Genomic DNA, 22,000 nt, shown 5'->3' on the forward strand with positions numbered 1-22,000 from the left:
CTGGACCCATCCTGACCTGGGGGAGGAACCCCGATCCACCGGATCGGGCTGCGTGAACACGCGATGGCGTGGATCTGCCACGCCCGGGAGTGCGGCTGTCGCTACAGCGTTCTGCTCCAGCGTCTGGCGGAGAGGGCGGCGAAGCCCAGGTGGGTGTAGAAGGGCAGGGCCGGGTCCGCCTCCGCGGGGAGCTCCACCCGCTGGTCCCCTGCCCCGAAGTTCCGCATCCGGTCCGTGGCCGCCGCCAGCAGGGCCGTACCCACACCCCGGCGACGGGAGCCGGACGCCACCGCGAGGGCGTAGACCTCGCCCTCGCCCGGCACCGGGACACCGCCCGCGGCGACACCCACGACCGCGCCCTCCGTGTCGGTCGCGACGAGCCAGCCGAGCCAGCCGGGCGCGCCGCCGGGAATTTCAATTTCCGCGCGTATGCGGGGGAGTGCGCATTGTGCGGAGATCAGTCGCCGCATCGGGATTTCGTCCAGGATTCCCGCGTAGCTGCTCCGAATGACGTCGGCGAGCAGCCTGGATATCGTCGTCGCATCGCCGGCCGCGGCCGTCCGAACGCCAGCCAGCTGCATCGGTTTTGTACCCTTCGACGTGCCGAGCCCGAGCCCCAACATACCCACAATAGCGGGGAATTCAGTTGTTCGTGACCGATGCGAAATCTACGAATTCGCTTAGTAAATAGCGCGGTTCGGCAGGTCGGACGTACTGATCGGACGTACTGAAGCGAGTCGATTAACCGGGGAAGGAACAGCAGGCGACGATCAAGGGCGTCATCGCGAGACCCGCGGCCGCGATGGTCATCAGACCGCGCAGGACGGGATGCCCGGCGCTGTGCGGGGTGAGGATGCGCCGCATCCGCAGCGCCGCCGACGGCCCGCCCGCCGCGAACGCGGACCGCGGCGCCCGTCCCGACGCGAGCGCGTACAGCGCCGTGGCCAGCGCGTCCCGCGTGCACCGGCGCAACGCCCGGTCGTCCGCCGCCATTTCGAGCAGCAGCCGTACGGAGCCCTCCCCGTGCCGGGCGAGCGGCAGGCGCGAGAACACGGCCGCGAACGCCTCCGCCGCGGCGACGAGCAGATGGTGCCGCCCCGCGATGTGGGCCCGCTCGTGCGCGAGCGCCGCCGCGAGCTGGGCGGGGGTGAGGGCGTCCACCGCGCCCGAGGAGACGACGACCCGGCGCGAGCGGCCCGGCAGGCAGTACACGGCGGGGCGCTCGTCGTCGAGGACGGTGGCCCGCAGCGCGGGGTCGTACCGTCCGACGAGCCGCAGCACCCCCGCGTGCCGCACCCGCATCCGGCGGGCCCTGACCAGCCGGCGGACGAACGCGGCGGCGGGCATCGAGAGCACGGCGAGGGAGAGCGTGAAGGCGAACCGCTCGCGCCCGTCGAGGCCCAGGAGCTGCTCGACCGTGGGCGGTTGGAACGCGAACATCATGTCCGCGAGACGGTGGCTGCCGGCGCTCGACAGGACCAGCTGGGCCGCCAGCAGGGCGGTCGCGGCGGCGAAGGCGGCGCCGCACGCGGCCCACACGCCGAGGGCGAGCCGGGGCGCCTGCTGGGCCCAGCGCGCCCGGACGAGCAGCCAGGGGACGAGGAAGCCGGTGAGGACGACGAGGCCGAGCGGGACGAGGACGTGATGGTTCACGTTCACGCGCCGCTCCCGCCGCCGAGGTGCGGGTCGTGGTCGCCGCGGGCGGCGCGGAGGGCCGCGTCGAGGGCGTCCATGTCCTCGTCCGAGATGACCTCGACGAACCGGAGGAGGGCGGCCGGGCGGTCCTGGCTGTCTCCGAGCGCGTCCCGCATCAGACCGGCGGTGTACTCCTCGCGGCTGCGGACGGGCTCGTACAGCCAGGCCCGGCCGGCCTTCTCGCGGCGGAGCCAGCCCTTGCGGTGCAGGATGTCCGCGACGGTCATGACGGTCGTGTAGGCGACCCGTCGGCCGCGGTTGATGTCGTCGACGATCTCGCGGACCGTGGCGGGCCGCTGCCAGGCCCACAGTCGGTCCATGATCTCGGCCTCCAGCTCTCCCAGCCGGCGCACGTGCATCCCCTCCCCCTACGGGCGGCTCATCGTACGGGCCGGTCCCCTCGCTCAGGTATACCCCCCAGGGGTACGCTGGCAGGATGTCGACCCTCCTGAAGATCCCTACGCGGAACCGCCCCTGCGTGAAGGTCTGCGGCTCCGGTCTGCCCGGAACGGTGGAGCTGGTGCTCCTCCGGCAGCTGCTCGGCCTCTGCCTCCGGCTGAGTCTCACGCTGTCCGCCGACTGTCCCTCACGCAAGGGCGGTTGATACCGCCTAGTCCGTCATGTCACCCGGTCACGTCCGGATCAGCCGGGCGATCGCCTTCGACGCCTCGCCCACCTTCACCTTCGCCTGGTCCCCGCCCTGTGCGATGGCCTCCGTGACGCAGCAGCTCAGGTGCTCGTCGAGCAGGGCCACCGCGCAGGACTGGAGGGCCGCGTTGATCGCGGAGACCTGGGTGAGGACGTCGATGCAGTAGACGTCCTCGTCGACCATCCGCTGCACCCCCCTGACCTGGCCCTCGATCCGGCGCAGGCGTCTGATGATGTCTTCCTTGTGCTGTCCGTAACCGGCCATGGCAGTCTCCCCGTCACCTCGCTAGTCGGCGTCACATCACTTGTCGGCGGCCTGGAAGCCCCGCAGGCGGAGGCTGTTGCCGACCACGAAGACCGAGGAGAAGGCCATGGCCGCGCCCGCGATCATCGGGTTGAGCAGTCCGGCCGCGGCGAGCGGCAGGGCCGCCACGTTGTAGGCGAAGGCCCAGAAGAGGTTCGAGCGGATCGTGCCGAGCGTCTTGCGGGAGAGCCGGATCGCGTCGGCCGCGGCCCGCAGGTCTCCCCGTACGAGGGTCAGGTCGCCGGCCTCGATGGCGGCGTCCGTCCCGGTGCCCATGGCCAGACCGAGGTCGGCCTGGGCGAGGGCGGCCGCGTCGTTGACGCCGTCGCCGACCATGGCGACCGAACGGCCCTCCGCCTGGAGCCTCTTGACGACGTCGACCTTGTCCTGCGGCATGACCTCGGCGATGACCTCGTCGATGCCGACCTCGGCGGCGACGGCCTCGGCGACCGCCTTGTTGTCACCGGTGAGCAGGATCGGGGTGAGGCCGAGGGCGCGCAGCCGCCGGATGGCCTCGGGGCTGGTCTCCTTGACGGCGTCGGCGACTTCCAGGACCGCGCGGGCCTCGCCGTCCCAGGCCACCGCGATCGCGGTCCTGCCGGCCTTCTCGGCCGTGTCCTTGGCGGCCTTGAGATCCGCCGGGAGGGCCATGGCCCACTCTTCGAGGAGCTTCTCGCGGCCGACGAGGACGGCGTGGCCGTCGACGACGCCCTGGACGCCGAGTCCGGGGATGTTGGCGAAGTCCTCGGGGGTGGGCAGGGTGCCGACCTTGGCGGCGGCGCCGGTGGCGACGGCCTGGGCGATCGGGTGCTCGGAGGCGTGCTCCAGGGCGCCCGCGAGGCGCAGGACGTCCATCTCGCCGACACCACCGCCGCCCCCGGCGGTGTGGACCTTGAGGAGGGTCATCCGGCCGGTGGTGACGGTGCCGGTCTTGTCGAGGACGATCGTGTCGACCTTGCGGGTGGTCTCCAGGACCTCGGGTCCCTTGATGAGGATGCCGAGCTGCGCGCCGCGGCCGGTGCCGACCATGAGGGCGGTCGGGGTGGCCAGGCCGAGGGCGCAGGGGCAGGCGATGATCAGGACGGCGACGGCGGCGGTGAAGGCCGCGGTCAGTCCCTGTCCCGTGCCCAGCCAGAAGCCGAGGGTGCCGAGCGCGAGCGCGATGACGATGGGGACGAAGACGGCCGAGATCCGGTCGGCGAGGCGCTGGGCGGCGGCCTTGCCGTTCTGCGCGTCCTCGACGAGCTTGGCCATCCGGGCGAGCTGGGTGTCGGCGCCGACGCGGGTGGCCTCGACGACGAGACGGCCGCCGGCGTTCAGGGTGGCGCCGGTGACGGAGTCGCCGACGGAGACCTCGACCGGGACGGACTCGCCGGTGAGCATGGAGGCGTCGACGGCGGATGAGCCCTCGACGACGGTGCCGTCGGTGGCGATCTTCTCGCCGGGGCGGACCAGGAAGCGGTCGCCGACCTGGAGTTCGGCGGTGGGTACGGTGACCTCGCGGCCGCCGCGCAGGACGGTGACCTCCTTGGCGCCCAGCTGCATCAGCGCCTTGAGCGCGGCGCCCGCCTTGCGCTTCGACCGGGCCTCGAAGTAGCGGCCGGCGAGGATGAAGGCGGTGACGCCGGCGGCGGCCTCCAGGTAGATGTTCCCGGCGCCGTCGGTGCGGGCGATCGTGAACTCGAACGGGTGGGTCATCCCCGGCGTGCCGGCGGTCCCGAAGAACAGCGCCCACAGGGACCACAGGAAGGCGGCGATCGTGCCGACCGAGATCAGCGTGTCCATGGTGGCGGCGCCGTGCCTGGCGTTCGTCCAGGCGGCGCGGTGGAACGGCCAGGCGGCGTAGACGACGACCGGCGCGGCGAGCGTGAGGCTCAGCCACTGCCAGTACTCGATCTGGAGCGCCGGGACCATCGCCATGGCGATGACGGGCACGGCGAGGGCGACGGCGGTGATCAGCCGCTGCTTGAGGGGCCGCAGCTCCTCGTCGGCCCTCTCCTCGTCGGAGGGGCCGTCGGGGGCGCCGGGGGTCTCGGACCGCGGGGGCGCGGGCTCGGCCGCGGTGTAGCCGGTGGCCTCGACGGTGGCGATGAGGTCGGCGACGTCGATGTCGGCGTCGAAGGTGACCTTCGCCTTCTCGGTGGCGTAGTTGACGGTGGCCTCGACCCCGTCCATCCGGTTGAGCTTCTTCTCGATGCGGGCCGCACACGAGGCGCAGGTCATGCCGCCGATGGCGAGCTCGACCTGGGCGGTGCCCGGTGTCGTCGTTGTCATGACTGTTCCTGCTCCTCTTTTTCGGGGCTCGGTTCTCCCCCTCGCTTCGCCGGGGGGACCCCCACCGGGGCGCTGGAGCCGGGCTCACGGACCCGACCGTGCTCGCCTCCCTCGTTCCTCGGGAGGCTCCGCGCGCTCGGGTCCGTTCCCCCGGCGCGCCCCTTCGGCTCGCTCGCCGGCCCCGGGGGTGGAGGCGCTGGTAGGCGGTGCGGCGGATTTCGAGCCCGGCGGCCGAGGGGGCTGTCGGTCAGGCGCGGCCGGTGAGCTCGTAGCCCGCGTCGTCGACCGCCGCGGTGATCGCCGCGTCGTCGGGCTCGCCGCCGGTGGTCACGGTGACGAGGCCGCCGTCGACGTCGACGTCGACGGAGATGACGCCGTCGAGCGCGCTGACGGACTTGGTGATCGCGGTCTTGCAGTGGCCGCAGGTCATGCCGGAGACGGCGTAGACGGTGACGGTGCTGTCGGCGACCGCGACGGCGGTGGCCTCCGTGGTGGTCGAGCAGCTGTTGTCGGGGGTGCAGCAGGAGCCCATGGCTTCTCCTCGGTCGGTTCCGGTGCGGGATACCCTCGGGGGGTATCGGCTTCGATTCCATGTATACCCCCCTCCCGTATCTGACGCAAGCAGTTCCCCGACTTGACTTGATACCCCCCAGGGGTATGGTGAAGTGCATTGAACGGCTACCGACGCCGCCACCGCCCACGTACGGGAGAGCAGCCATGAACACCGGAGTGAAGATCACTGCCTATGCCGCCGCACTCGCCGCGACCTTCGGGGCCGCATACGGGTTGGGCACGGGCGTCGGCCCCGTCGAGGAGCCGAAGAAGGCCGGGCACGGGGAGCACGCGGCCGCGCCCGCGCCGTCGAAGAGTGCGGCGGCGGACGGCCACGCCGGGCACGAGGAGGGCGCCCCCGCGAGCGACCCCGGCACCGCCGCCGCGAACACCCCCGGCGGCCTCCAGGTCTCCGAGGGCGGCTACACCCTGGCCATGGAGACCCCCGTCACCGCCGCGGGCAGGAGCACCCTGAAGTTCTCCGTCAAGGACTCGGCCGGCAGGAAGGTCACCGCGTTCACCACCGAGCACGGCAAGGAGCTGCACTTCATCGTCGCCTCGCGCGACCTCAACACCTTCCGCCATCTGCACCCCGTGAAGGCGGCCGACGGCACCTGGTCGGTGACCGCGGACCTGCCCCGCGCCGGCGGCTACAAGGCCTTCGCCGACTTCAAGCCCGCCGCGCCCGGCGCCCGGGGCATCACGCTCGGCGCCGACCTCTCCGTACCGGGGGCGTACGCGCCGAAGCCGCTGCCCGCCGTCGCCCCGACCGCCACCGTCGACGGCTACCAGGTTCGCCTCGGCGGCACCCTGAACCCCGGCAAGGCCGGCGAGCTCCGGCTCACCGTCACCAAGGCCGGAAAGCCGGTCACCGACCTGGAGCCGTACCTCGGGGCGTACGGACACCTCGTCGCCCTGCGCGACGGCGACCTCGCCTACCTCCACGTGCACCCGAACGAGGGCGGCCCCGGCCCGGACGTCTCCTTCACGGCGACGGCGCCCAGCGCGGGCACGTACCGCCTGTTCCTCGACTTCCAGCACGGGGGCAAGGTGCGGACGGCGGCCTTCACGGTGACGGCGGGCGGGGCCGGGGCCGGGTCCACGGCGGGTGGCAAGGCACCCGTCCCCGCAGCCGGTGAGGCCACGCACGATGCGGGAGGCCACGCGCACGGCTAGGCTGGTCATTGGACTAGACCTGTAGAGATGCATTCGTGGAGGAATGGGCTCGATGAGCAACCGTGCAGTCCTTGAGGTGATCGCCCTCGACGAGGGAGACGCGGTCGCTGCCCAGACCGGTGGAGCCGACAGGCTCGAACTCGTCACCGACATGGCGGCGGACGGACTCACCCCGTCCCGGACCGGCTTCGCCGCCATCCGCGCCGCCGTCGACATCCCGCTGCGCGTGATGCTCCGCCTCGCCGACGGCTTCGCGGCCGGCGGTCCCGAGGGCGTCGACGCCCTGGTCGCCCGGGCCCTCGAACTGCGCGAGGCGGGCGCAGACGAGTTCGTCCTCGGCTTCCTCACCCCCGACGGCGAGCCCGACCTCGTGGCCGTCGAGCGCCTCATCGCCGTCCTCGACGGCTGCCGCTGGACCTTCCACCGGGCGATCGACCGCACCGCCGACCGCGACGGACTGCGCAAGCGCCTCGCCGACCTGCCCGGCCTCGACACCTACCTGACGGCAGGCGCCGCCACCGGCGTCGACGACGGCCTGGCCACCCTCAAGGCCGAGGCCGCCCGCGCGGGCGAGCCCGGCTACGAGGCCCGGATCCTCGTCGGCGGCGGCCTCCGCCTCGACCACCTCCCCGAACTGCGCGCGGCGGGCCTCGACGCCTTCCACATCGGCGGCGCGGCCCGCCCCCAGGGCTGGGCGGCCCCGGTCTCGGCGGACGCGGTACGGACGTGGCGCGAGGCGCTGGACGCGTAGGGGTTCCGGCGGCGCGACCGGAGCGACCCCCCCCCGCCGGGGAGGCCGGAGCACTCACGGCCGTCAGGGAGGCCGGAGCGACACCGCCGGGGAGGCCGGAGTCCTGCCCGCCCGGGAAAACGCCTGGCCCCGGGCATGGTCCGGTCGTTAGCCTCCCCGGCATGGCAGCCACCACCCCCACGCACCCCGACGAGCCGCCCGCCGTCGACACCGAGCTCGTCGCACGGCTCGTCGCCGGGCGGTTCCCCGAGTGGGCCGGCCTCCCGGTCAGGGCCGTACGGTCGGCCGGCACGGACAACGTCATGTTCCGGCTCGGCGACGACCTCGTCGTACGGCTGCCCCGGGTCCCGTACGCCGCGCGCCACGTCGAGAAGGAACAGCGCTGGCTGCCCCTGCTCGCCCCGCACCTGCCGCTGGACGTCCCGGTCCCGGTGGGGCGGGCCGGGGCGAGCGCGGAGTTCCCGTGGCCCTGGTCGGTCTACCGCTGGCTCGACGGCGACGACACGTACGACGTCCCGCTCACCGACCTCGCCCACGCGGCCGTCGCGCTGGGCCGCTTCGGCGCCGCCCTGCGCGACGTCGACGCGAGCGGCGGGCCCGCGTCCTTCCGGGGCGGTCACGTCACCAGCTGGGAGGAAGGCCATCTGCCGGGCGTGATCCGCGACTTCGGCGCCGAGGGCCTGATCGACGCGGACCTTGCCACCGCCTCCTGGGAGGCCGTCCTGCGGCTCCCGCAGTGGGACGGCGCGCCCGTCTGGGTCCACGGCGACCTGCTGCCGGGCAATCTGCTCGGCCGCGAGGGCCGCCTGAGCGCCGTCATCGACTTCGGCGGCGTCGGTACGGGCGACCCGGCCTGCGACACGATGCCCGCCTGGACCCTGTTCTCCGCCGACACCCGCCCGCTCTTCCGCGACGCGGCCCGCGTCGACGACGCGACCTGGGCGCGGGGACGCGGCTGGGCCCTGGCCTGGGGCCTGGTCACCGAGCACTACTACCGGGAGAAGAACCCGGTGCTCGCGGCGGTCGCCCGCCGCACCCGCACCGAGGCGCTCGCGGAGTACGCGGAGTCGACCACCCCCTAGCGGACGACGTCGAAGACGTTCTTCTGGATGCCGTTGGAGTACGCCTCGTACTCGACGAGCTTCAGCTTCTGCGTGTCCTTGTCCGTCTCGCTGAACAGCCGCTTCCCCGCGCCGAGCAGCAGCGGGAAGACGAGCAGGTGGTACCGGTCGATCAGGCCGGCGTCCGAGAGCGCACGGCCCAGCGAAGCGCTGCCGTGCATGATGATCGGGCGGCCCTCGGTCTCCTTCAGCGCGGCGACCTCGTCGAGCGAGCGCAGGATCGTGGTCTCGCCCCAGTTGTCGACCAGGTCGTCCTCGGTGAGGGTCGTGGACACGACGTACTTCGGCATCGCCTTGTAGCCGGCGAAGTCCTCCATGTCGGGCCACACGGCGCTGAAGGCCTCGTAGCTGGCCCGGCCGAGCAGCATCGCGCCGGCCTCCCCCTGCTCCCGGCCCTTGAGCGCGTACGCCTCCGGAACGAACTCCACGTCCTTGAAGGTCCAGCCCGAGTTCCGGTAGCCGGGCTCGCCGCCGGGGGCCTCCACGACACCGTCGAGCGAGACGAAGACGGAGCTGATCAGGGTGCGCATCTGGGGTCTCCCGTGGGGTTCATGACGGCCGCTCAGCCCTGGCGCTCAGCAGCGAATACAACCTATAGACCGGCGCTCCCGAAGAAACTCATCGGCCGCCGCCCGGTTCGTCCGCGTCGCCCTCCGGAGCGGCGACGGGCGGCGACGGGCGGCGACGGGCGGCGCGCCGAGTCGGCTCACACCTGCGCCAACTGCTCCGGAATCGGGGCGGAGTGAAGGACGGTCAGCCCGGACACGGCACGGGTCAGCGCCACGTACAGCCGGCGCAGACCGGTCCGCTCGTCCGGCTCGCCGTCGACGACGGCCGCGGGCTCGTCCAGGACCACGTAGTCGTACTCCAGGCCCTTCGCGAGCGAGGCCGGGACCAGCGTCAGCCGGGACTCGGCCGTGGTCTCCTCACCGGGGGAGAGGTACGCGAGCCCGGCGGCCGTCAGCGCCTCCGCGAGCGGGGCGATCCGCGCGTCGGCGGCGATCAGCCCGATGGAGCCGTCGTGGCCCAGCGCCTCGACGCAGGCCGCGACGACGTCCTGGTCGAGCGCGTCCGTGTGCCGCACGTCCAGCGAACCCGGATTCTCACGCACCGACTCCACGGCCGCGAGCCCCGGCGACATGTGCGGAAGGAGCCGCGAGGCGTACGCGATGACCTCACGCGGCACACGGAAACCGGCGGTCAGCTCCTCCACCACGGCCTCCGGCTTCCCCAGGTGTCCGAGGGCCTCCGCCCAGCTCGCGGTCGCCCATGGCGTCGTGCCCTGCGCGAGGTCGCCGAGGATGGTCGCCGAGCCGGTCGTGCAGCGCCGTCCCACCGCCCGGTACTGCATCGGGGACAGGTCCTGCGCCTCGTCGAGGACGACGTGGCCGAGCGAGTGCGTCCGCTCCACCAGGTCCCGCGCCTCGTCGATGAGGACCGCGTCCGCCGCCGACCACTTCGCCGTCTTCACGCTCCGGGCGGGCTTCGCCCAGAGCAGCAGCTTCTGCTCGTCCTCGGTGAACAGCCCCTGGGCGTGCTCCGCCAGGAACTCCGCGTCGCCGAGCAGCCGGAGCACCAGCTTCGCGGGCTCCACCAGCGGCCAGCACTCCTTCACGACGGCCTTCACGGCCGTGTTGCGCGCGACGGCGTTCTGCACCCGGTCGTCGGGCGCCTCACCGGCCTCCTCCATCCGCACCAGGACCGAGTGCGCGATGCGCTGCGGCAGCGCCTCGCGGGCGGCCCCGTACCGGATGTCGCGGTCCAGCAACTCCCGGACGATCTCCTCCAGTTCGTACGCGGGCACCCGCCAGCGGCGCGACCCGCGCACCACCATGAGGGACTCCTTGGGCAGCGCCACGTGCGCACGCACCGCGCGCCGCAGCAGCTCCGCCATCCGGGCGTCGCCCTTGACGACGGCGGTGGCGGCCTCGTCCGTGCCCCGCACCTCGACCTGCCCGCCGACGAGATCGTCGACGGTGGCCTGCTTGACCTCCAACTCGCCCAGTGCGGGGAGGACTTGCTCGATGTAGTGCAGGAAGGACCGGTTGGGCCCGATGACCAGCGTCCCGGTCCGGGCCAGCCGCTCCCGGTGCGCGTACAGCAGATAGGCGACACGGTGCAGACCGACGGCGGTCTTACCGGTCCCGGGCCCTCCCTGCACGCACACGGTCCCGGAGAGATCGGACCGGACGATCCCGTCCTGCTCGGGCTGGATGGTCGCGACGATGTCCCGCATGGGGCCGACGCGGGGCCGCTCGATCTCGGCCTGGAGCAGCCGGCTGGTCTGTTCGAGCTCCTCGGGGTCGGAGAGGTGCTCGTCCTCGTACGCGGTGAGCTCGCCGCCCGTGTAGCCGAAGCGCCGGCGCAGCCCGACGTCCTGCGGGTCCTTCTTCGATGCCTGGTAGTACGGCTGTGAGACCGGCGCACGCCAGTCGATCACCATCGGGTCGCCGTCGGCGTCGTGCACGTGGCGCCGCCCGATGTAGAAGCGCTGCCCCTCCTGCGTGGTGTGCAGGTAGTCGAGCCGCCCGAAGAACAGCGGGGTGTGGGACAGATCCGCGAGTGCCTTGATCCGGTCCTCGATCTGCCGCCCGAGCACCAGCGAGTTCACCCAGTTCGCGGTGACGTCCTTGATGTCGAGCGCCTCCACGTCCTCGCGCATCGCGCGCAGGGCGGCGCGGGAGGAGGTCAGATGGGCACGCTCACGCGCGAGGGGATCGTCGGACACGGGCACGGCGGAGCCTCCGGGGAGAAGTACGCGGACACGTCGAGGTGGCCGCCGGTTACCGACCGGGCGGCGGCTCTCCACGGAGGGAGGCGGGGAAGCTGGCGAGTGTAACTCCTGAGCGGGGCCGGGGGCGAACGGTTTCCCCCCTCTCCACCCCGTAGGGGACGGGGTCCGTCTCACGTCGGACACCGCCCCCGGCCCGGTTCACCCCCCAGGCCGATGTGTCATGAATGTCCGAATTCCATCATGGAGACATGACCGCGACGACCTTCACCCTCGTGACCAGCGTGACCCGCCCGCGGGTCCGCCCCCTCGACACGGCCCTGCGCGCGATACGCGCCTTCGGCGGCGCCGCGGCCGGCGTCGTCCTCCTGGGCGACTACGGGCCGCCGGAGGCCGGCATCAGGAACCCGCGCCCTGAGTACGCCCCCGGCCCCGACTGAGTACGAGAACGTCTGCCGCGGCGGGACGGCCCCTGATGTGATCGACCCATGACGACGCCGCCGACCGACCTCACCGACCGCCCCCACGCCACCGACCCCAACGCCCCGAGCCCCGGCGCCCTGCGCGTCGTCGCCGGCTGTGGATTCCTCCTGCTGGCGGCATGCTTCGTCGCCACCGTCGTGGTGGTGCTCGGCGACGCCGTCGAGGGGGACGGCGCCGCCAAGGGGTTCGTCACGGCGGCGTTCTGGACCCTGTTCCTGGGAGCCCTCACGGGAGTGGCGGCCCTGATCGCGCCCCGCAAGGGCCTGGTGATCGCCGAGTACGCCCTGGCGGTGACGGCCCCCGTGCTGGCGCTCATGGACTAGGGGGCGTCCGGCGGATCATGACCGGGGCCGCGCAGGCCCCAGCCGACCGCTCCACGGGACCGCTCCACGGGATCGCTCTACGGCGCGAGCAGCTCGTCCGCGTCGACGATCCGGTACGCGTACCCCTGCTCGGCGAGGAACCGCTGCCGGTGGGCGGCGAAGTCCTGGTCGATGGTGTCGCGGGCGACCACCGAGTAGAAGTGCGCCTGGTGGCCGTCGGCCTTCGGCCGGAGTACCCGGCCGAGGCGCTGTGCCTCCTCCTGGCGGGAGCCGAACGTGCCGGACACCTGGATGGCGACGGTCGCCTCGGGCAGGTCGATGGAGAAGTTCGCGACCTTCGACACGACGAGCACGCTGATCTCGCCGGTCCGGAAGGCGTCGAAGAGCTTCTCGCGCTGGGCGTTCGGGGTCTCGCCCTTGATGACGGGCGCGTCCAGGTGCTCGCCGAGCTCGTCGAGCTGGTCGATGTACTGCCCGATGACGAGGATCTGCTGCCCCTCGAACTTCTTCACGAGGGCCTCGGTCACCTTCCGCTTCGTCGCGGTCGTGGCGCAGAAGCGGTACTTCTCCTCGGCCTCGGCGGTGGCGTAGGCGAGCCGCTCGGAGTCGGTCAGGTTCACGCGGACCTCGACGCAGTCGGCCGGCGCGATGTAGCCCTGCGCCTCGATCTCCTTCCAGGGCGCGTCGAACCGCTTGGGCCCGATGAGCGAGAAGACGTCGGACTCGCGGCCGTCCTCGCGGACGAGGGTGGCGGTGAGCCCGAGACGGCGGCGGGCCTGCAGATCGGCGGTGAACTTGAAGACGGGCGCGGGAAGCAGGTGCACCTCGTCGTAGACGATCAGACCCCAGTCCCGGGAGTCGAACAGCTCCAGGTGGGGGTAGATCCCCTTCCGCTTGGTGGTGAGCACCTGGTACGTGGCGATGGTGACCGGCCGGATCTCCTTCTTCGTACCGCTGTACTCGCCGATCTCGTCCTCGGTGAGCGAGGTCCGCTTGACCAGCTCGTGCTTCCACTGGCGGGCGGAGACGGTGTTGGTGACGAGAATGAGCGTGGTCGCCTTGGCCTGAGCCATCGCACCGGCCCCGACCAGCGTCTTTCCGGCACCGCAGGGCAGGACGACGACGCCGGACCCACCGTGCCAGAAGCCCTCGACGGCCTGCTTCTGATACGGCCGCAGGGCCCATCCGTCCTCGGCGAGGTCGATCCGGTGGGCCTCGCCGTCGACGTACCCGGCGAGGTCCTCGGCGGGCCATCCCAGCTTCAGCAGCGTCTGCTTGATCTGCCCGCGCTCGGAGGGGTGCACGACGACGGTGTCGGGGTCGATCCGCTCGCCGACGAGCGGCTGCACCTTCCGCGACCGCAGGATCTCCTCGAGCACGGGCCGGTCGGTGCTGGTCAGCACGAGCCCGTGCGTCGGATGCTTGGACAGCGTGAGACGCCCGTAGCGGGCCATGGTCTCGGCGATGTCGACGAGCAGCGCGTGCGGGACGGGATAGCGCGAGTACTCGACGAGCGCGTCGACGACCTGCTCGGCGTCGTGGCCTGCGGCCCGCGCGTTCCACAGCCCGAGCGGCGTCAGCCGGTACGTGTGAATGTGCTCGGGCGCCCGCTCCAGCTCGGCGAACGGCGCGATGGCCCGCCGACAGGCATCGGCGAGCTCGTGGTCGACCTCCAGAAGCAGCGTCTTGTCACTCTGGACGATGAGCGGTCCGTTCACGTACGTACATCCCTTCGCACGGGCCAAACATCCAGTGTGCCTGACGCCCGGCGGTCGCCGGTGGGGCCTGCCACACTGAAGGCGACCGGTTCCACGAGAGGGAGGTGGCGAGGTGAGCGTCGCGCACGATCCGCACTACGGGCCCTGGACCACTGAACTGGAGCCCGTCCCGACGCTGGTCGTCTGCGAGCTGCAGGACGGCCGCTACGTGGAGCGGACCGTCGCCGAGGCGGGGCGGACGACACTCGTCGAGAAGCCGTTCCCGCTGGAGGTCGACCCCGCGGCTCTCGTCAGCCCGAGGACCTGAGACCCGTCCTCCGGATCGGTCCGGCCTCGCGGGACCGATCCTGAGGGCACGCCCTACACCTGGTCGTCCGCCAGTTCCGCCACGCCCGTGATCCGGTGCAGCGGGTAGGTGCGGACCTCGTCCGCCGTGTGGTCGTAGGCCGTCACGAAGCCGCCCTCCACCCGCACCGGGGCGATCACCCGCTGGCTCGCGCCGCCCTCCGCGTTCACGTAACCGATCCAGACCGCCGAGCCCGTCATCGCCGCCGCCTGGACCGTCGCCAGGGTCTCCGCCGCCGATGTGCGCGGCAGGGCGCCCGCCGCCGTCGGGGCCGCCGGTTCCTTGCGGACCGCCGTCGCCGCCCGGTCGCCCGCGCGGATCGCCCTGACCGCCGCGCCGAGCAGCGTCGTGTCGGGGGCCGGCGGGCCGTCCGGCACCGGCACCGGGGCCGTACGCGCGCCCGTGCGGTACGCGTCCGCCCGCGTGATCAGGACGTCGCCCGTCGTCGACTCGGCCGCCGGCGCGTACCCCATCGACCGCAGCCCGTCGAGCAGCGACGTCGGGTCCGTCTGCGCCGCGAGGACCGTCGGCGCGAGGCGGCGCAGGCCGAGGGACGACGAGCGGCGGTCCGCCAGGATCTCGCCCAGCACCGTGTCGTCGTCGCAGCGCACGTACGCCGACGCCGCCCCGACCCGCAGATGGCCGTGGCGTCTCGCCACGTCGTCGATCAGATACGCGAGCGGCTGCGGGACCGGCGTCCGGGAGTGCGACTTGAGGAACTCGTGCAGGTCAGTGGCGGTCTGCCCGGAGTCGAGCGCGCGCCGTACGGACCCGGGCGTGAACCGGTAGACCGTCGCTCCACCCTTCGATTCCACGTCCGCGAGCACCGCGAGCGCATCGGCCAGCGGCCGGCTCAGCGGCCCCGGCGCCACCGCCGTCAGGTCCGCCTGGAGGAGTACGTGGTCGACGGCCTCCGGCAGGAGCGGGGCCAGGAGCGTCGCCGCCCGCCCCGCCGCCACCGACAGTTCCACGCCCCCGCCCAGCGCCCCGGCGGACGCCGCCTCCGCCAGCGGAAGGTTCAGCAGCGCACGGGCCGGCCCCGACAGGGCACCCCGCCCCGTAAGGCCGAGGAGCTCCGCCTCCGCCAGCGCCCAGCGGGCCAGCCGCGACCGCAGGTCGCCGCTCTCCTCCGCTGCGGACGCCCCGCGGAGCGGCCGCTCCCACCGCAGCCGCGCGAACAGCGACTCCGGCTCCGCCGACGAACCCGGCGGCAGCGTCGCGAGCAGCCCGAGCACCCGGTGCCGGACCTCCGGCGCGGGCGACCGGTCCAGATCCGGGCCGAGCACCGACAGCGTCCGGCCCTTCGTGTCCTGACCGCCGGCCAGACCCGGCGTACGGGTCGCCGTCAGCCACGGCGTGACGAGCAGCGCCCAGCGTTCCGCCGGCGGCAGATCGAGCCAGTCGTCGTACGCGGGCGTCGGCGCGTACCGCTCGTCCGCCTCACCGTCCGACGCGAGCAGCCCCGCCCCGTAACAGAGCTCCAGCCAGAACGCCGCCGTCTCCTCCGAGACGTCGAGCGCCACCGCAGTCCGCTTGAGATCCCGCACGGACAGACCGCCCGCCCGCAGCACCGGCGGCCCGCCCCGGTCCCAGGACTTCAGCAGCTCCTCGACCGTCGCGAGCGCCAGCTGCGCCTGCCCGGCCGCCGCACTGTCCACCACCTGTGGGCGGTACTCCCGCAACACCCCCGGCACCGGCGCCAGCGGCTCCGGCGCCCGGTGCGCCCGCCCGCCCCGCAGATGCAGCGCCACCTCACGCGGCAGCACCATCGTCCGCGCCGACACGGGAAGCAGCAGGCCGTGGTCGCGCAGCCACTGCACCGGAGCCGCCGGCTTCGCCGTCACCTCGCCGTACGGCGGACCCCACACCAGCCGGTCGAGCACGGACAACGCGTCCGGCGACGCCGTGTCGAGCAGCGAGCCCATCCGGTCCCGGTCCGTGAACAGCCCCGTCAGCGCCGCCACCGCCGACACCGGATCGTGCGTCGTCGGCAGCCCCGCCGCCGCGATGATCTCCTGCACCCGGCCCGGCGACATCCCCGACGTCGCCTCCGCGACCGTCGGCCCGAGACCCGTCGGCGACGGATGCTGCGCCGACGGCGCGAGCAGCTCCCGCGCCGTCCGCACCAGCCGCAGCCGGTCGTCCTCGCCCCACACGAGCGCCTGCTCGCGCAGCAGCGCCACCGCGCCCGGCAGCGCCGCCTCGATCTCCGCATCACCCTCGTCGCCGGTGAGCAGAGCCAGGAGTACGGGGTACGGCGCCGGGTCCTGAGCCACCGCGAGCGCTTCGGCCGTCTGGAGGGCGAACCGGTCGAGCCGCTCCAGGGCCCGCACCACCGAACCCCGCGTCCCGGCGCGCGTCGCCAGCTGCGTCAGATCGTTCGGCACGGGACTCAACAGATCGGGCCGGGCCCGCAACAGCGTGGCGAGCCCCTCGTCGCCCCGCGCGCGCAGCGCCTCAGCGAGTGTGCGGGGCGCCGCGGCGACGCCAGTTACCTCGGGCACGTGCGCCTCCCGGTCGAGCTCACCGATCCCCATCCGCACCACGTTAGCCGCTGCGCAGGCGCTAACGTCGGGCCGTACCGGGCGAACCGGCTGTGGAGGGGCATCGTGGGGATCGAGAGCGACCAGTTGGTCTACGACTATCTGAGCCGGGTCGGCGATCTGGCCCAGCAGCGCCAGCTGCCGGCGAGCGACCGGATGCGGCTGGTGTCCACCCTCCGCAACGAGATCGACCGCCGTCGCGCCACGCACGGCGAGGAGAGCCCGGCGGCGGTACGGGGCATCCTCGGCGCGCTGGGAACCCCGGACGAGGTGGTGGAACGGGCGGAGGGCCCGGGCGCGGCGCCGCCGTCGACGACGGCACCGACAGCGGCGAAGAAGCCGGTGAGGAAGCCGGTGAGCAAGCCCGTGCCGAAGCCTCGCGCGGCGGAGCGGACGGAGAAGCGCGAGGGCAAGCGCGAGGGCAAGCGCCTCGGGTGGGTGCCGGGCAGCCGCCGGTCCCGCGAGGGAGCGGCCCCGCCGGCGGGGCCGAAGCCGACTCCGGCCCCGGACGCCACGGTCACCGCCACCACCGGCACCACCGACACCCTGGGCCTCGCCAGAGCCGGTGCCGACACGGACTGGTGGCAGGCCGACGCCGCCGACGGCCTCCCCGGCTTCGTGGGCGGGGTCGAGCGACCGGACCTCTTCAAGGAACCCGTCGCCGAGGACGACGAGGACGACGACGAGGGCGAGGACCGGGAGGGCGCCGACGACGAACCGGACCCGTCTCCCGGGAAGCGCCGCCGCCTCGCCCGTATCCTCCTCCGCCGCAAGCGGTCGGCCCCCGAGGCCGAGCCGGACGCCGACGTGGACGCGGAGCCCGAGGCGGCCCCGGCCTCCCGTCTCCGCCTCGCCAGCCCCTTCGTCCTGCTCGCCGCGCTCCTCCTGCTCGGCGGCGCGCTCTTCGGCTCACTCGTCGCCCTGGCCGCCGGATGGCTCATCGCGTACGCCTCCCGCCGGCTGACCCCCGGCGAGGTCAAGGGCGCCGTCCTGGTGATCCCGGGCCTCGCCGCCGCGTCCGGCACGGCCTGGCTGTGGGGCCGCGTGGAGGGCCGCTGGGGCGAGCCGGTGGCCGCGGGCGGCGAGGCGATGGGCGCGGCGGTCTCGGAGACCTGGCCCTGGGTCCTCCGGGGCGCGGCGGTCGCGTCGGCCCTGTTCCTGCTGTGGCGCGCCCGGAGGCACTGAGGAAGAAGGCACGGAGGGGCGGAGGCACTGAGGAACGGGAGGCACGGAGGGGCGGAGGCACTGAGGGGATGGGCTCGGCCCACCCCTCAAGAGCCCCCGCCGGCCCCCCGCCCGGCCCGGTGACTCACCCCGCAGAAACCTCCGCGTCCACGTCCGCATCCGCATGCCACGGCGCCCCCGGCACCACCAGCGGCGACCCCGTCACCGGGTCCGGGACCACCACCGACGCAAGCCCGAAGACGTCCCGTACGAGCTCCTCCGTCACGATCTCCCCCGGCGGCCCCTCCGCCACCACCCGGCCCGCCTTCATGGCGATCAGATGGTCGGCGTACCGGGCCGCCTGGTTCAGGTCGTGGAGGACGAGGACGACCGTGCGGCCGCGCAGCCGGTTGAGGCGGCGGACCAGGTCGAGGACCTCCACCTGATGGGAGATGTCCAGGTAGGTGGTGGGCTCGTCGAGGAGCAGCAGGTCCGTCTCCTGGGCGAGGGCCATCGCGATCCACACCCGCTGCCGCTGCCCGCCCGACAGCTCGTCCACGGACCGGTCGGCGAGCGCGGCCACGTCCGTGCGGTCCATCGCCTCGACGACCGCCCGCTCGTCCTCCTCCGACCACTGCTTCCACCAGGCCTGGTGCGGCTGGCGGCCGCGCGAGACCAGGTCGGCGACGGTGATCGCCTCCGGCGCGACCGGCGTCTGCGGGAGCAGCCCGATCGAGCGGGCGATCCGCTTCGTCGGGAGCTTCGCCAGCTCCTCCCCGTCGAGGAGGACCGCGCCGCCCGCCGGCCTGAGGAGCCGGCCGAGCGCCCGGAGGGTGGTCGACTTGCCGCAGGCGTTGGGACCGACGATCACGGTCACCTTGCCGTCGGGGATCGCCAGGTCCAGCTCGTGGACGACGGTGCGGTCCTCGTAGGCGAGCGTCAGCTCGCGCGCGGTCAGCCTGCTCACGCCTTGCCTCCTGCGGATGCTGCGGTACGGCTCCGGACGATGAGCCAGATCAGATACGGGGCGCCGACGGCCGCCGTGAGGACGCCCACCGGAAGTTCGACGGGCGACAGGATCCGCCGGCCGAGCAGGTCGGCGAGGACGACGACCGCGGCGCCGGTCAGGGCCGAGGCGAGCAGCGGGATCTGCGCGGTACGGGTCATGCGGCGGGCGATCTGCGGCGCGAGCAGCGCCACGAAGTCGACCGGGCCCGCGACGCCCGTCGCCACGGACGCGAGCACGACCCCCACCGCGACGAGCCCGAGCCGGACCCGCCCGAGGCGTACGCCGAGCGCCGTCGCCGTGTCGTCGTCGAGGGAGACGGTCCGCTGCGCGCGGGCCGCCCACAGCACGGCGGGCAGCATGAGCAGCAGCGTCCAGCGGATCGGCGCGGACTCGTCCCAGCCGCGCCCGTTGAGCGAGCCCGTCATCCAGATCTGGGCCTGCTGGGCGACGAGGAAGTCGCCCTTGGTCATGAAGAGGGTGGTGAGCGACCGCAGCGCGATCGCGAACCCGATGCCGATGAGGACGAACCGCGTCGCGTGCAGCCCGCCGCGCCACGCGAACACGTACACGAGCGCCGCGGCGACGACACCGCCGGCGATCGAGAGGTACGGCAGCACGGTGTACGAGCTGAGCCCGAAGGTCATCGCGGCGACGGTGACCGCCCCCGCGCCCTGGCTGATGCCGATGATGTCGGGGCTGGCCAGCGGGTTGCGGGCCACGGTCTGGATCAGCGCGCCCGCGACCCCGAACGCCGCGCCGACGGCGAGGGCGACGACGAGCCGCGGCTCCCGCAGCTCCGCCACGACGAACGTCGAAGGCGACGACTCCCCGAGGAGGATGCGTACGACCTCGGAGGGGGCGACGAACCGCTCACCGACGCAGAGGTACGCGACGGAGGCCGCGGCCAGGAGCAGCAGCAGGCCCACGGTGACGAAGGCGGACCGCCGGTGCACCAGGAACGAGGCGCCGCCGGCGCGCACGAGCCCGTACCCGGCGGGCCGCAGCGTGCCCTTCGCGGGCCGGACGGGGGAGAGGGCGCTCATGCCGCCACCGCCTTCCGCCGGACGAGCGTCACCAGGAACGGCACCCCGATCAGCGCCGTCATCACCCCGGCCGGCACCTCGCCCGGCGGGAACACGATCCGCCCGGCGACGTCCGCCACAAGGAGCATCACCGGTCCGATGACCGCGGCCATCGGCAGCACCCACCGGTGGTCGGAGCCGACGACGGCCCGCGCGATGTGCGGGACGGCGAGGCCGACGAACGCGACCGGCCCGGCGGCGGCGACCGCCGCGCCGGTGAGGACGGTCGCGCCGATCCCGCCGACGATCCGCACGGTCGCGACCCGCTGCCCGAGCCCCTTGGCGACGTCCTCGCCGAGCGCGAGCGCGTCGAGCCCGCGCGCCACGGAGACGACGAGGAGCGCGCCGAGCAGCAGGAAGGGCCAGATCTGGCCGACCATCTGGGCGTCGCGCCCGTCGAGGGAGCCGATCTGCCAGAACCGGAACTCGTCGAGCGCGGAGGCCTTGGTGGTGAGGATGCCGGTGGTGACGGAGAGCAGCAGCGCGTTGATCGCGGCCCCGCCGAGCGCCAGCTTCACCGGCGTCGCCCCGCCGCGCCCGCTGGACGCGATGGCGTGGACGGCGACCGCGGCGAGCGCGGCGCCGACGAAGGCGAACCACACGTATCCGGTGAGCGAGTGCACCCCGAAGAAGGCGATCGCGAGGACGACGCCGACCGAGGAGCCCTGGCTGATGCCGAGGATGCCGGGGTCGGCGATCGGGTTGCGGGTGATGCCCTGCAGGGCGGTACCGGCGAGCGCGAGCGCCGCGCCGACCATCAGGCCGATGAGGGTCCTCGGCACCCGGAGCTGCCGTACGACCTCGGCGTCGGGACTCGTACCGCCGTGCAGGAGGGCGTCGAACACCGTGGAAGGGGCGATGGCCCGGGCACCGACGGCGAGGCTCAGGAGCACGGCGAGGAGCAGGGCGACGAGAGCCGCCGAGGTCGCGAGGACCCGTCTGGAACGGAAAGCGGCTGGCATCAGGACCCATCGGGTGGTGCGGGGATCGGGCGGTGCGGGTTTGGTAAGGCTTGGCTCAGTGTAAGCAGCAGCCATATTCGAACACCCGGGCCGTAGGTCCCCCGGAAGGGTCCCCGAGAATGGCGGTATGACGACCTCCACGGACAAGGCTTCCGCCCCGCTCACCGTCGGCTTCGACCTCGACCTGACGCTGATCGACACCCGCCCCGGCATCAAGGCCGCCTGGGAGGCGTTCTCGGCCGAGTCCGGCGTCCCCGTCGACGCGGACCTCGTCGTCAACCGCCTCGGCCCGCCCCTGGAGCACGAGATGGCCCACTGGGTCCCCGCGGACCAGGTCACCGAGATGGTGGCCCGCTACCGCGCGCTCTACCCGGCGTACGCGATCGAGCCCTCGGCACCGATGCCGGGCGCGAGGGACGCGCTCCAGGCCGTACGCGAAGCGGGCGGCCGCACCATCGTCGTCACCGCGAAGAACGGCCCGCACGCCGAGCTGCACCTCGCGCACCTCGGCATCGAGCCCGACGCGCTCGTCGGCGGCCTGTGGGCCGAGGGCAAGGCCGAGGCGCTGCGCGCCCACGGCGCCCAGGTGTACGTCGGCGACCACATCGGCGACGTCCGCGGCGCCGCCACGGCCGGCGCCCTCTCGGTGGCCGTCGCCACCGGCCCCTGCGCCCCCGAGGAACTGGCGGAGGCCGGCGCCGACGTCGTCCTCACCGACCTGACGGACTTCCGCGCCTGGTGGCAGGGGTACCTGGCCTGAACGGGGGCGCTATCCGGCCTGAACCGGCGTGGCCGCACCCTCCCGCGCCTGCCGCCGCTGAGCCGCGATCGAGCGCAGCACCCCGGCTGCGGCGACGGCGAATCCGACGCCCATGAGCATGGAGACGGTGTACGCGACCGTGGGGAACGGGTCCGTACCCAGGAACAGCGGAGCCACGGTGACCAGCGTCGCCACCGCGCCGATGGCGAAGAGGATGACACCGGCCTTGACGAGCCCGTCACCCGGAGCGCTGTCGTTCGCCTGTGCGGCAGAAGTGTTCAACGGTGGCTCTTTTCCGCGTAATGCTGCGTATGCGTATGAGGGTGTGATGCGGGCGTCGCTGCGTTGGTGGTTGGCG

The 22,000-nt window shown here is 73.3% G+C and carries 23 protein-coding genes; 9 read left to right on the top strand and 14 right to left on the bottom strand.

Going from position 1 to position 22,000, the window contains the following annotated elements; genetic code table 11:
• Nucleotides 1-101: 101 nt before the first annotated feature.
• The 3 genes from E0F75_RS33530 to E0F75_RS33540 form a co-directional block, all read right to left on the bottom strand.
• Nucleotides 102-581 (bottom strand): GNAT family N-acetyltransferase, encoded by a 480-nt coding sequence (locus E0F75_RS33530; RefSeq protein ID WP_229314734.1) that lies wholly within the window; start codon nt 579-581, stop codon nt 102-104.
• A gap of 160 nt (nt 582-741) precedes the next feature.
• Nucleotides 742-1,659, bottom strand: a complete 918-nt coding sequence (locus E0F75_RS33535; RefSeq protein WP_229314735.1) for a M56 family metallopeptidase — start codon at nt 1,657-1,659, stop codon at nt 742-744.
• Nucleotides 1,656-2,048 (bottom strand): BlaI/MecI/CopY family transcriptional regulator, encoded by a 393-nt coding sequence (locus E0F75_RS33540; RefSeq protein ID WP_055598815.1) that lies wholly within the window; start codon nt 2,046-2,048, stop codon nt 1,656-1,658. The genes E0F75_RS33535 and E0F75_RS33540 overlap by 4 nt, the downstream gene beginning before the upstream one ends.
• Nucleotides 2,049-2,131: 83 nt before the next feature.
• Here E0F75_RS33540 and E0F75_RS33545 point away from each other — a divergent pair, with 83 nt between their 5' ends.
• Nucleotides 2,132-2,299, top strand: a complete 168-nt coding sequence (locus E0F75_RS33545; RefSeq protein ID WP_229314736.1) for a hypothetical protein — start codon at nt 2,132-2,134, stop codon at nt 2,297-2,299.
• Nucleotides 2,300-2,326: 27 nt separating this feature from the next.
• Here the strand turns inward: E0F75_RS33545 and E0F75_RS33550 are convergent, their stop codons facing one another.
• The 3 genes from E0F75_RS33550 to E0F75_RS33560 form a co-directional block, all read right to left on the bottom strand.
• Entirely contained in the window at nt 2,327-2,608 is a 282-nt protein-coding gene (locus E0F75_RS33550; RefSeq protein WP_015035316.1) for a metal-sensitive transcriptional regulator, read from the bottom strand.
• Between the two features lie 36 nt (nt 2,609-2,644).
• Nucleotides 2,645-4,921, bottom strand: coding sequence for a cation-translocating P-type ATPase (locus E0F75_RS33555; RefSeq protein WP_229314737.1), 2,277 nt, complete (start codon nt 4,919-4,921; stop codon nt 2,645-2,647).
• Between the two features lie 247 nt (nt 4,922-5,168).
• A complete protein-coding gene (locus E0F75_RS33560) occupies nt 5,169-5,453 on the bottom strand; it encodes a heavy-metal-associated domain-containing protein (RefSeq protein ID WP_229314738.1) in 285 nt (94 codons plus the stop codon).
• 185 nt (nt 5,454-5,638) lie between these two features.
• On the opposite strand from E0F75_RS33560, the gene E0F75_RS33565 reads away from it, so the two are divergent.
• From E0F75_RS33565 to E0F75_RS33575, 3 genes are all read left to right on the top strand, one after another.
• On the top strand, nt 5,639-6,649 hold the full coding sequence (locus tag E0F75_RS33565) for a DUF748 domain-containing protein (protein ID WP_229314739.1): 1,011 nt from the start codon (nt 5,639-5,641) through the stop codon (nt 6,647-6,649).
• A 52-nt stretch (nt 6,650-6,701) separates the two neighbouring features.
• Nucleotides 6,702-7,400: a copper homeostasis protein CutC gene (locus E0F75_RS33570; protein WP_229314740.1), complete on the top strand. Its 699-nt coding sequence runs from the start codon at nt 6,702-6,704 to the stop codon at nt 7,398-7,400.
• A 161-nt stretch (nt 7,401-7,561) separates the two neighbouring features.
• Nucleotides 7,562-8,482: an aminoglycoside phosphotransferase family protein gene (locus E0F75_RS33575; RefSeq protein WP_229314741.1), complete on the top strand. Its 921-nt coding sequence runs from the start codon at nt 7,562-7,564 to the stop codon at nt 8,480-8,482.
• Here the strand turns inward: E0F75_RS33575 and E0F75_RS33580 are convergent.
• Together E0F75_RS33580 and E0F75_RS33585 are read right to left on the bottom strand one after the other, a co-directional pair.
• Nucleotides 8,479-9,051 (bottom strand): dihydrofolate reductase family protein, encoded by a 573-nt coding sequence (locus E0F75_RS33580; RefSeq protein ID WP_229314742.1) that lies wholly within the window; start codon nt 9,049-9,051, stop codon nt 8,479-8,481. The two genes, E0F75_RS33575 and E0F75_RS33580, sit on opposite strands and share 4 nt — an antisense overlap.
• Before the next feature lie 176 nt (nt 9,052-9,227).
• Nucleotides 9,228-11,255 carry an ATP-binding domain-containing protein gene (locus tag E0F75_RS33585; RefSeq protein ID WP_229314743.1) on the bottom strand — a complete coding sequence of 676 codons (2,028 nt, stop codon included), beginning with the start codon at nt 11,253-11,255 and terminating at the stop codon, nt 9,228-9,230.
• 248 nt (nt 11,256-11,503) lie between these two features.
• On the opposite strand from E0F75_RS33585, the gene E0F75_RS33590 reads away from it, so the two are divergent.
• Together E0F75_RS33590 and E0F75_RS33595 are read left to right on the top strand one after the other, a co-directional pair.
• Nucleotides 11,504-11,692, top strand: coding sequence for a hypothetical protein (locus tag E0F75_RS33590; RefSeq protein ID WP_229314744.1), 189 nt, complete (start codon nt 11,504-11,506; stop codon nt 11,690-11,692).
• A 48-nt stretch (nt 11,693-11,740) separates the two neighbouring features.
• Nucleotides 11,741-12,058 carry a hypothetical protein gene (locus tag E0F75_RS33595; RefSeq protein ID WP_229314745.1) on the top strand — a complete coding sequence of 106 codons (318 nt, stop codon included), beginning with the start codon at nt 11,741-11,743 and terminating at the stop codon, nt 12,056-12,058.
• 77 nt (nt 12,059-12,135) lie between these two features.
• Here the strand turns inward: E0F75_RS33595 and E0F75_RS33600 are convergent, their stop codons facing one another.
• The gene (locus tag E0F75_RS33600) at nt 12,136-13,776 is read right to left on the bottom strand and encodes a DNA repair helicase XPB (RefSeq protein WP_229314746.1); all 1,641 of its coding nucleotides are present in this window, start codon (nt 13,774-13,776) and stop codon (nt 12,136-12,138) included.
• A gap of 112 nt (nt 13,777-13,888) precedes the next feature.
• Here E0F75_RS33600 and E0F75_RS33605 point away from each other — a divergent pair, with 112 nt between their 5' ends.
• Nucleotides 13,889-14,083, top strand: coding sequence for a hypothetical protein (locus tag E0F75_RS33605; RefSeq protein ID WP_229314747.1), 195 nt, complete (start codon nt 13,889-13,891; stop codon nt 14,081-14,083).
• A gap of 53 nt (nt 14,084-14,136) precedes the next feature.
• On the opposite strand, the gene E0F75_RS33610 is transcribed toward E0F75_RS33605, so the two are convergent.
• Entirely contained in the window at nt 14,137-16,659 is a 2,523-nt protein-coding gene (locus tag E0F75_RS33610; RefSeq protein ID WP_229314748.1) for a helicase C-terminal domain-containing protein, read from the bottom strand.
• 72 nt (nt 16,660-16,731) lie between these two features.
• Between E0F75_RS33610 and E0F75_RS33615 the strand changes: the two genes are divergently transcribed.
• Nucleotides 16,732-17,850, top strand: a complete 1,119-nt coding sequence (locus tag E0F75_RS33615) for a hypothetical protein (RefSeq protein WP_229314749.1) — start codon at nt 16,732-16,734, stop codon at nt 17,848-17,850.
• Between the two features lie 124 nt (nt 17,851-17,974).
• On the opposite strand, the gene E0F75_RS33620 is transcribed toward E0F75_RS33615, so the two are convergent.
• Genes E0F75_RS33620 through E0F75_RS33630 form a run of 3 tightly spaced genes read right to left on the bottom strand, consistent with a single transcriptional unit; the run spans nt 17,975 to nt 20,882 of the window.
• Complete coding sequence (locus tag E0F75_RS33620; protein WP_229314750.1) at nt 17,975-18,796, bottom strand: ABC transporter ATP-binding protein; 822 nt, start codon at nt 18,794-18,796, stop codon at nt 17,975-17,977.
• Nucleotides 18,793-19,881, bottom strand: a complete 1,089-nt coding sequence (locus E0F75_RS33625; RefSeq protein WP_229314751.1) for an iron chelate uptake ABC transporter family permease subunit — start codon at nt 19,879-19,881, stop codon at nt 18,793-18,795. The genes E0F75_RS33620 and E0F75_RS33625 overlap by 4 nt, the downstream gene beginning before the upstream one ends.
• Entirely contained in the window at nt 19,878-20,882 is a 1,005-nt protein-coding gene (locus tag E0F75_RS33630) for an iron ABC transporter permease (RefSeq protein WP_229314752.1), read from the bottom strand. Before E0F75_RS33630 ends, E0F75_RS33625 begins: the two co-directional genes overlap by 4 nt.
• 127 nt (nt 20,883-21,009) lie before the next feature.
• Between E0F75_RS33630 and E0F75_RS33635 the strand changes: the two genes are divergently transcribed.
• Nucleotides 21,010-21,642: an HAD family hydrolase gene (locus E0F75_RS33635; RefSeq protein ID WP_229314753.1), complete on the top strand. Its 633-nt coding sequence runs from the start codon at nt 21,010-21,012 to the stop codon at nt 21,640-21,642.
• A gap of 9 nt (nt 21,643-21,651) precedes the next feature.
• Here the strand turns inward: E0F75_RS33635 and E0F75_RS33640 are convergent, their stop codons facing one another.
• A complete protein-coding gene (locus E0F75_RS33640; RefSeq protein WP_229314754.1) occupies nt 21,652-21,924 on the bottom strand; it encodes a hypothetical protein in 273 nt (90 codons plus the stop codon).
• Nucleotides 21,925-22,000: the final 76 nt, after the last annotated feature.

The organism is Streptomyces sp. CB02980 (genome assembly GCF_014451325.2).
GTDB lineage: Bacteria > Actinomycetota > Actinomycetes > Streptomycetales > Streptomycetaceae > Streptomyces.

Excerpts from the sequence above, each read along its gene's own strand:
- E0F75_RS33530 (WP_229314734.1), bottom strand. The coding sequence starts at position 581 with ATGCAGCTGGCTGGCGTTCGGACGGCCGCGGCCGGCGATGCGACGACG.
- E0F75_RS33545 (WP_229314736.1), top strand. The coding sequence starts at position 2,132 with ATGTCGACCCTCCTGAAGATCCCTACGCGGAACCGCCCCTGCGTGAAG.
- E0F75_RS33550 (WP_015035316.1), bottom strand. The coding sequence starts at position 2,608 with ATGGCCGGTTACGGACAGCACAAGGAAGACATCATCAGACGCCTGCGC.
- E0F75_RS33555 (WP_229314737.1), bottom strand. The coding sequence starts at position 4,921 with ATGACAACGACGACACCGGGCACCGCCCAGGTCGAGCTCGCCATCGGC.
- E0F75_RS33560 (WP_229314738.1), bottom strand. The coding sequence starts at position 5,453 with ATGGGCTCCTGCTGCACCCCCGACAACAGCTGCTCGACCACCACGGAG.
- E0F75_RS33565 (WP_229314739.1), top strand. The coding sequence starts at position 5,639 with ATGAACACCGGAGTGAAGATCACTGCCTATGCCGCCGCACTCGCCGCG.
- E0F75_RS33570 (WP_229314740.1), top strand. The coding sequence starts at position 6,702 with ATGAGCAACCGTGCAGTCCTTGAGGTGATCGCCCTCGACGAGGGAGAC.
- E0F75_RS33575 (WP_229314741.1), top strand. The coding sequence starts at position 7,562 with ATGGCAGCCACCACCCCCACGCACCCCGACGAGCCGCCCGCCGTCGAC.
- E0F75_RS33580 (WP_229314742.1), bottom strand. The coding sequence starts at position 9,051 with ATGCGCACCCTGATCAGCTCCGTCTTCGTCTCGCTCGACGGTGTCGTG.
- E0F75_RS33590 (WP_229314744.1), top strand. The coding sequence starts at position 11,504 with ATGACCGCGACGACCTTCACCCTCGTGACCAGCGTGACCCGCCCGCGG.
- E0F75_RS33595 (WP_229314745.1), top strand. The coding sequence starts at position 11,741 with ATGACGACGCCGCCGACCGACCTCACCGACCGCCCCCACGCCACCGAC.
- E0F75_RS33610 (WP_229314748.1), bottom strand. The coding sequence starts at position 16,659 with ATGGGGATCGGTGAGCTCGACCGGGAGGCGCACGTGCCCGAGGTAACT.
- E0F75_RS33625 (WP_229314751.1), bottom strand. The coding sequence starts at position 19,881 with ATGAGCGCCCTCTCCCCCGTCCGGCCCGCGAAGGGCACGCTGCGGCCC.
- E0F75_RS33630 (WP_229314752.1), bottom strand. The coding sequence starts at position 20,882 with ATGCCAGCCGCTTTCCGTTCCAGACGGGTCCTCGCGACCTCGGCGGCT.
- E0F75_RS33635 (WP_229314753.1), top strand. The coding sequence starts at position 21,010 with ATGACGACCTCCACGGACAAGGCTTCCGCCCCGCTCACCGTCGGCTTC.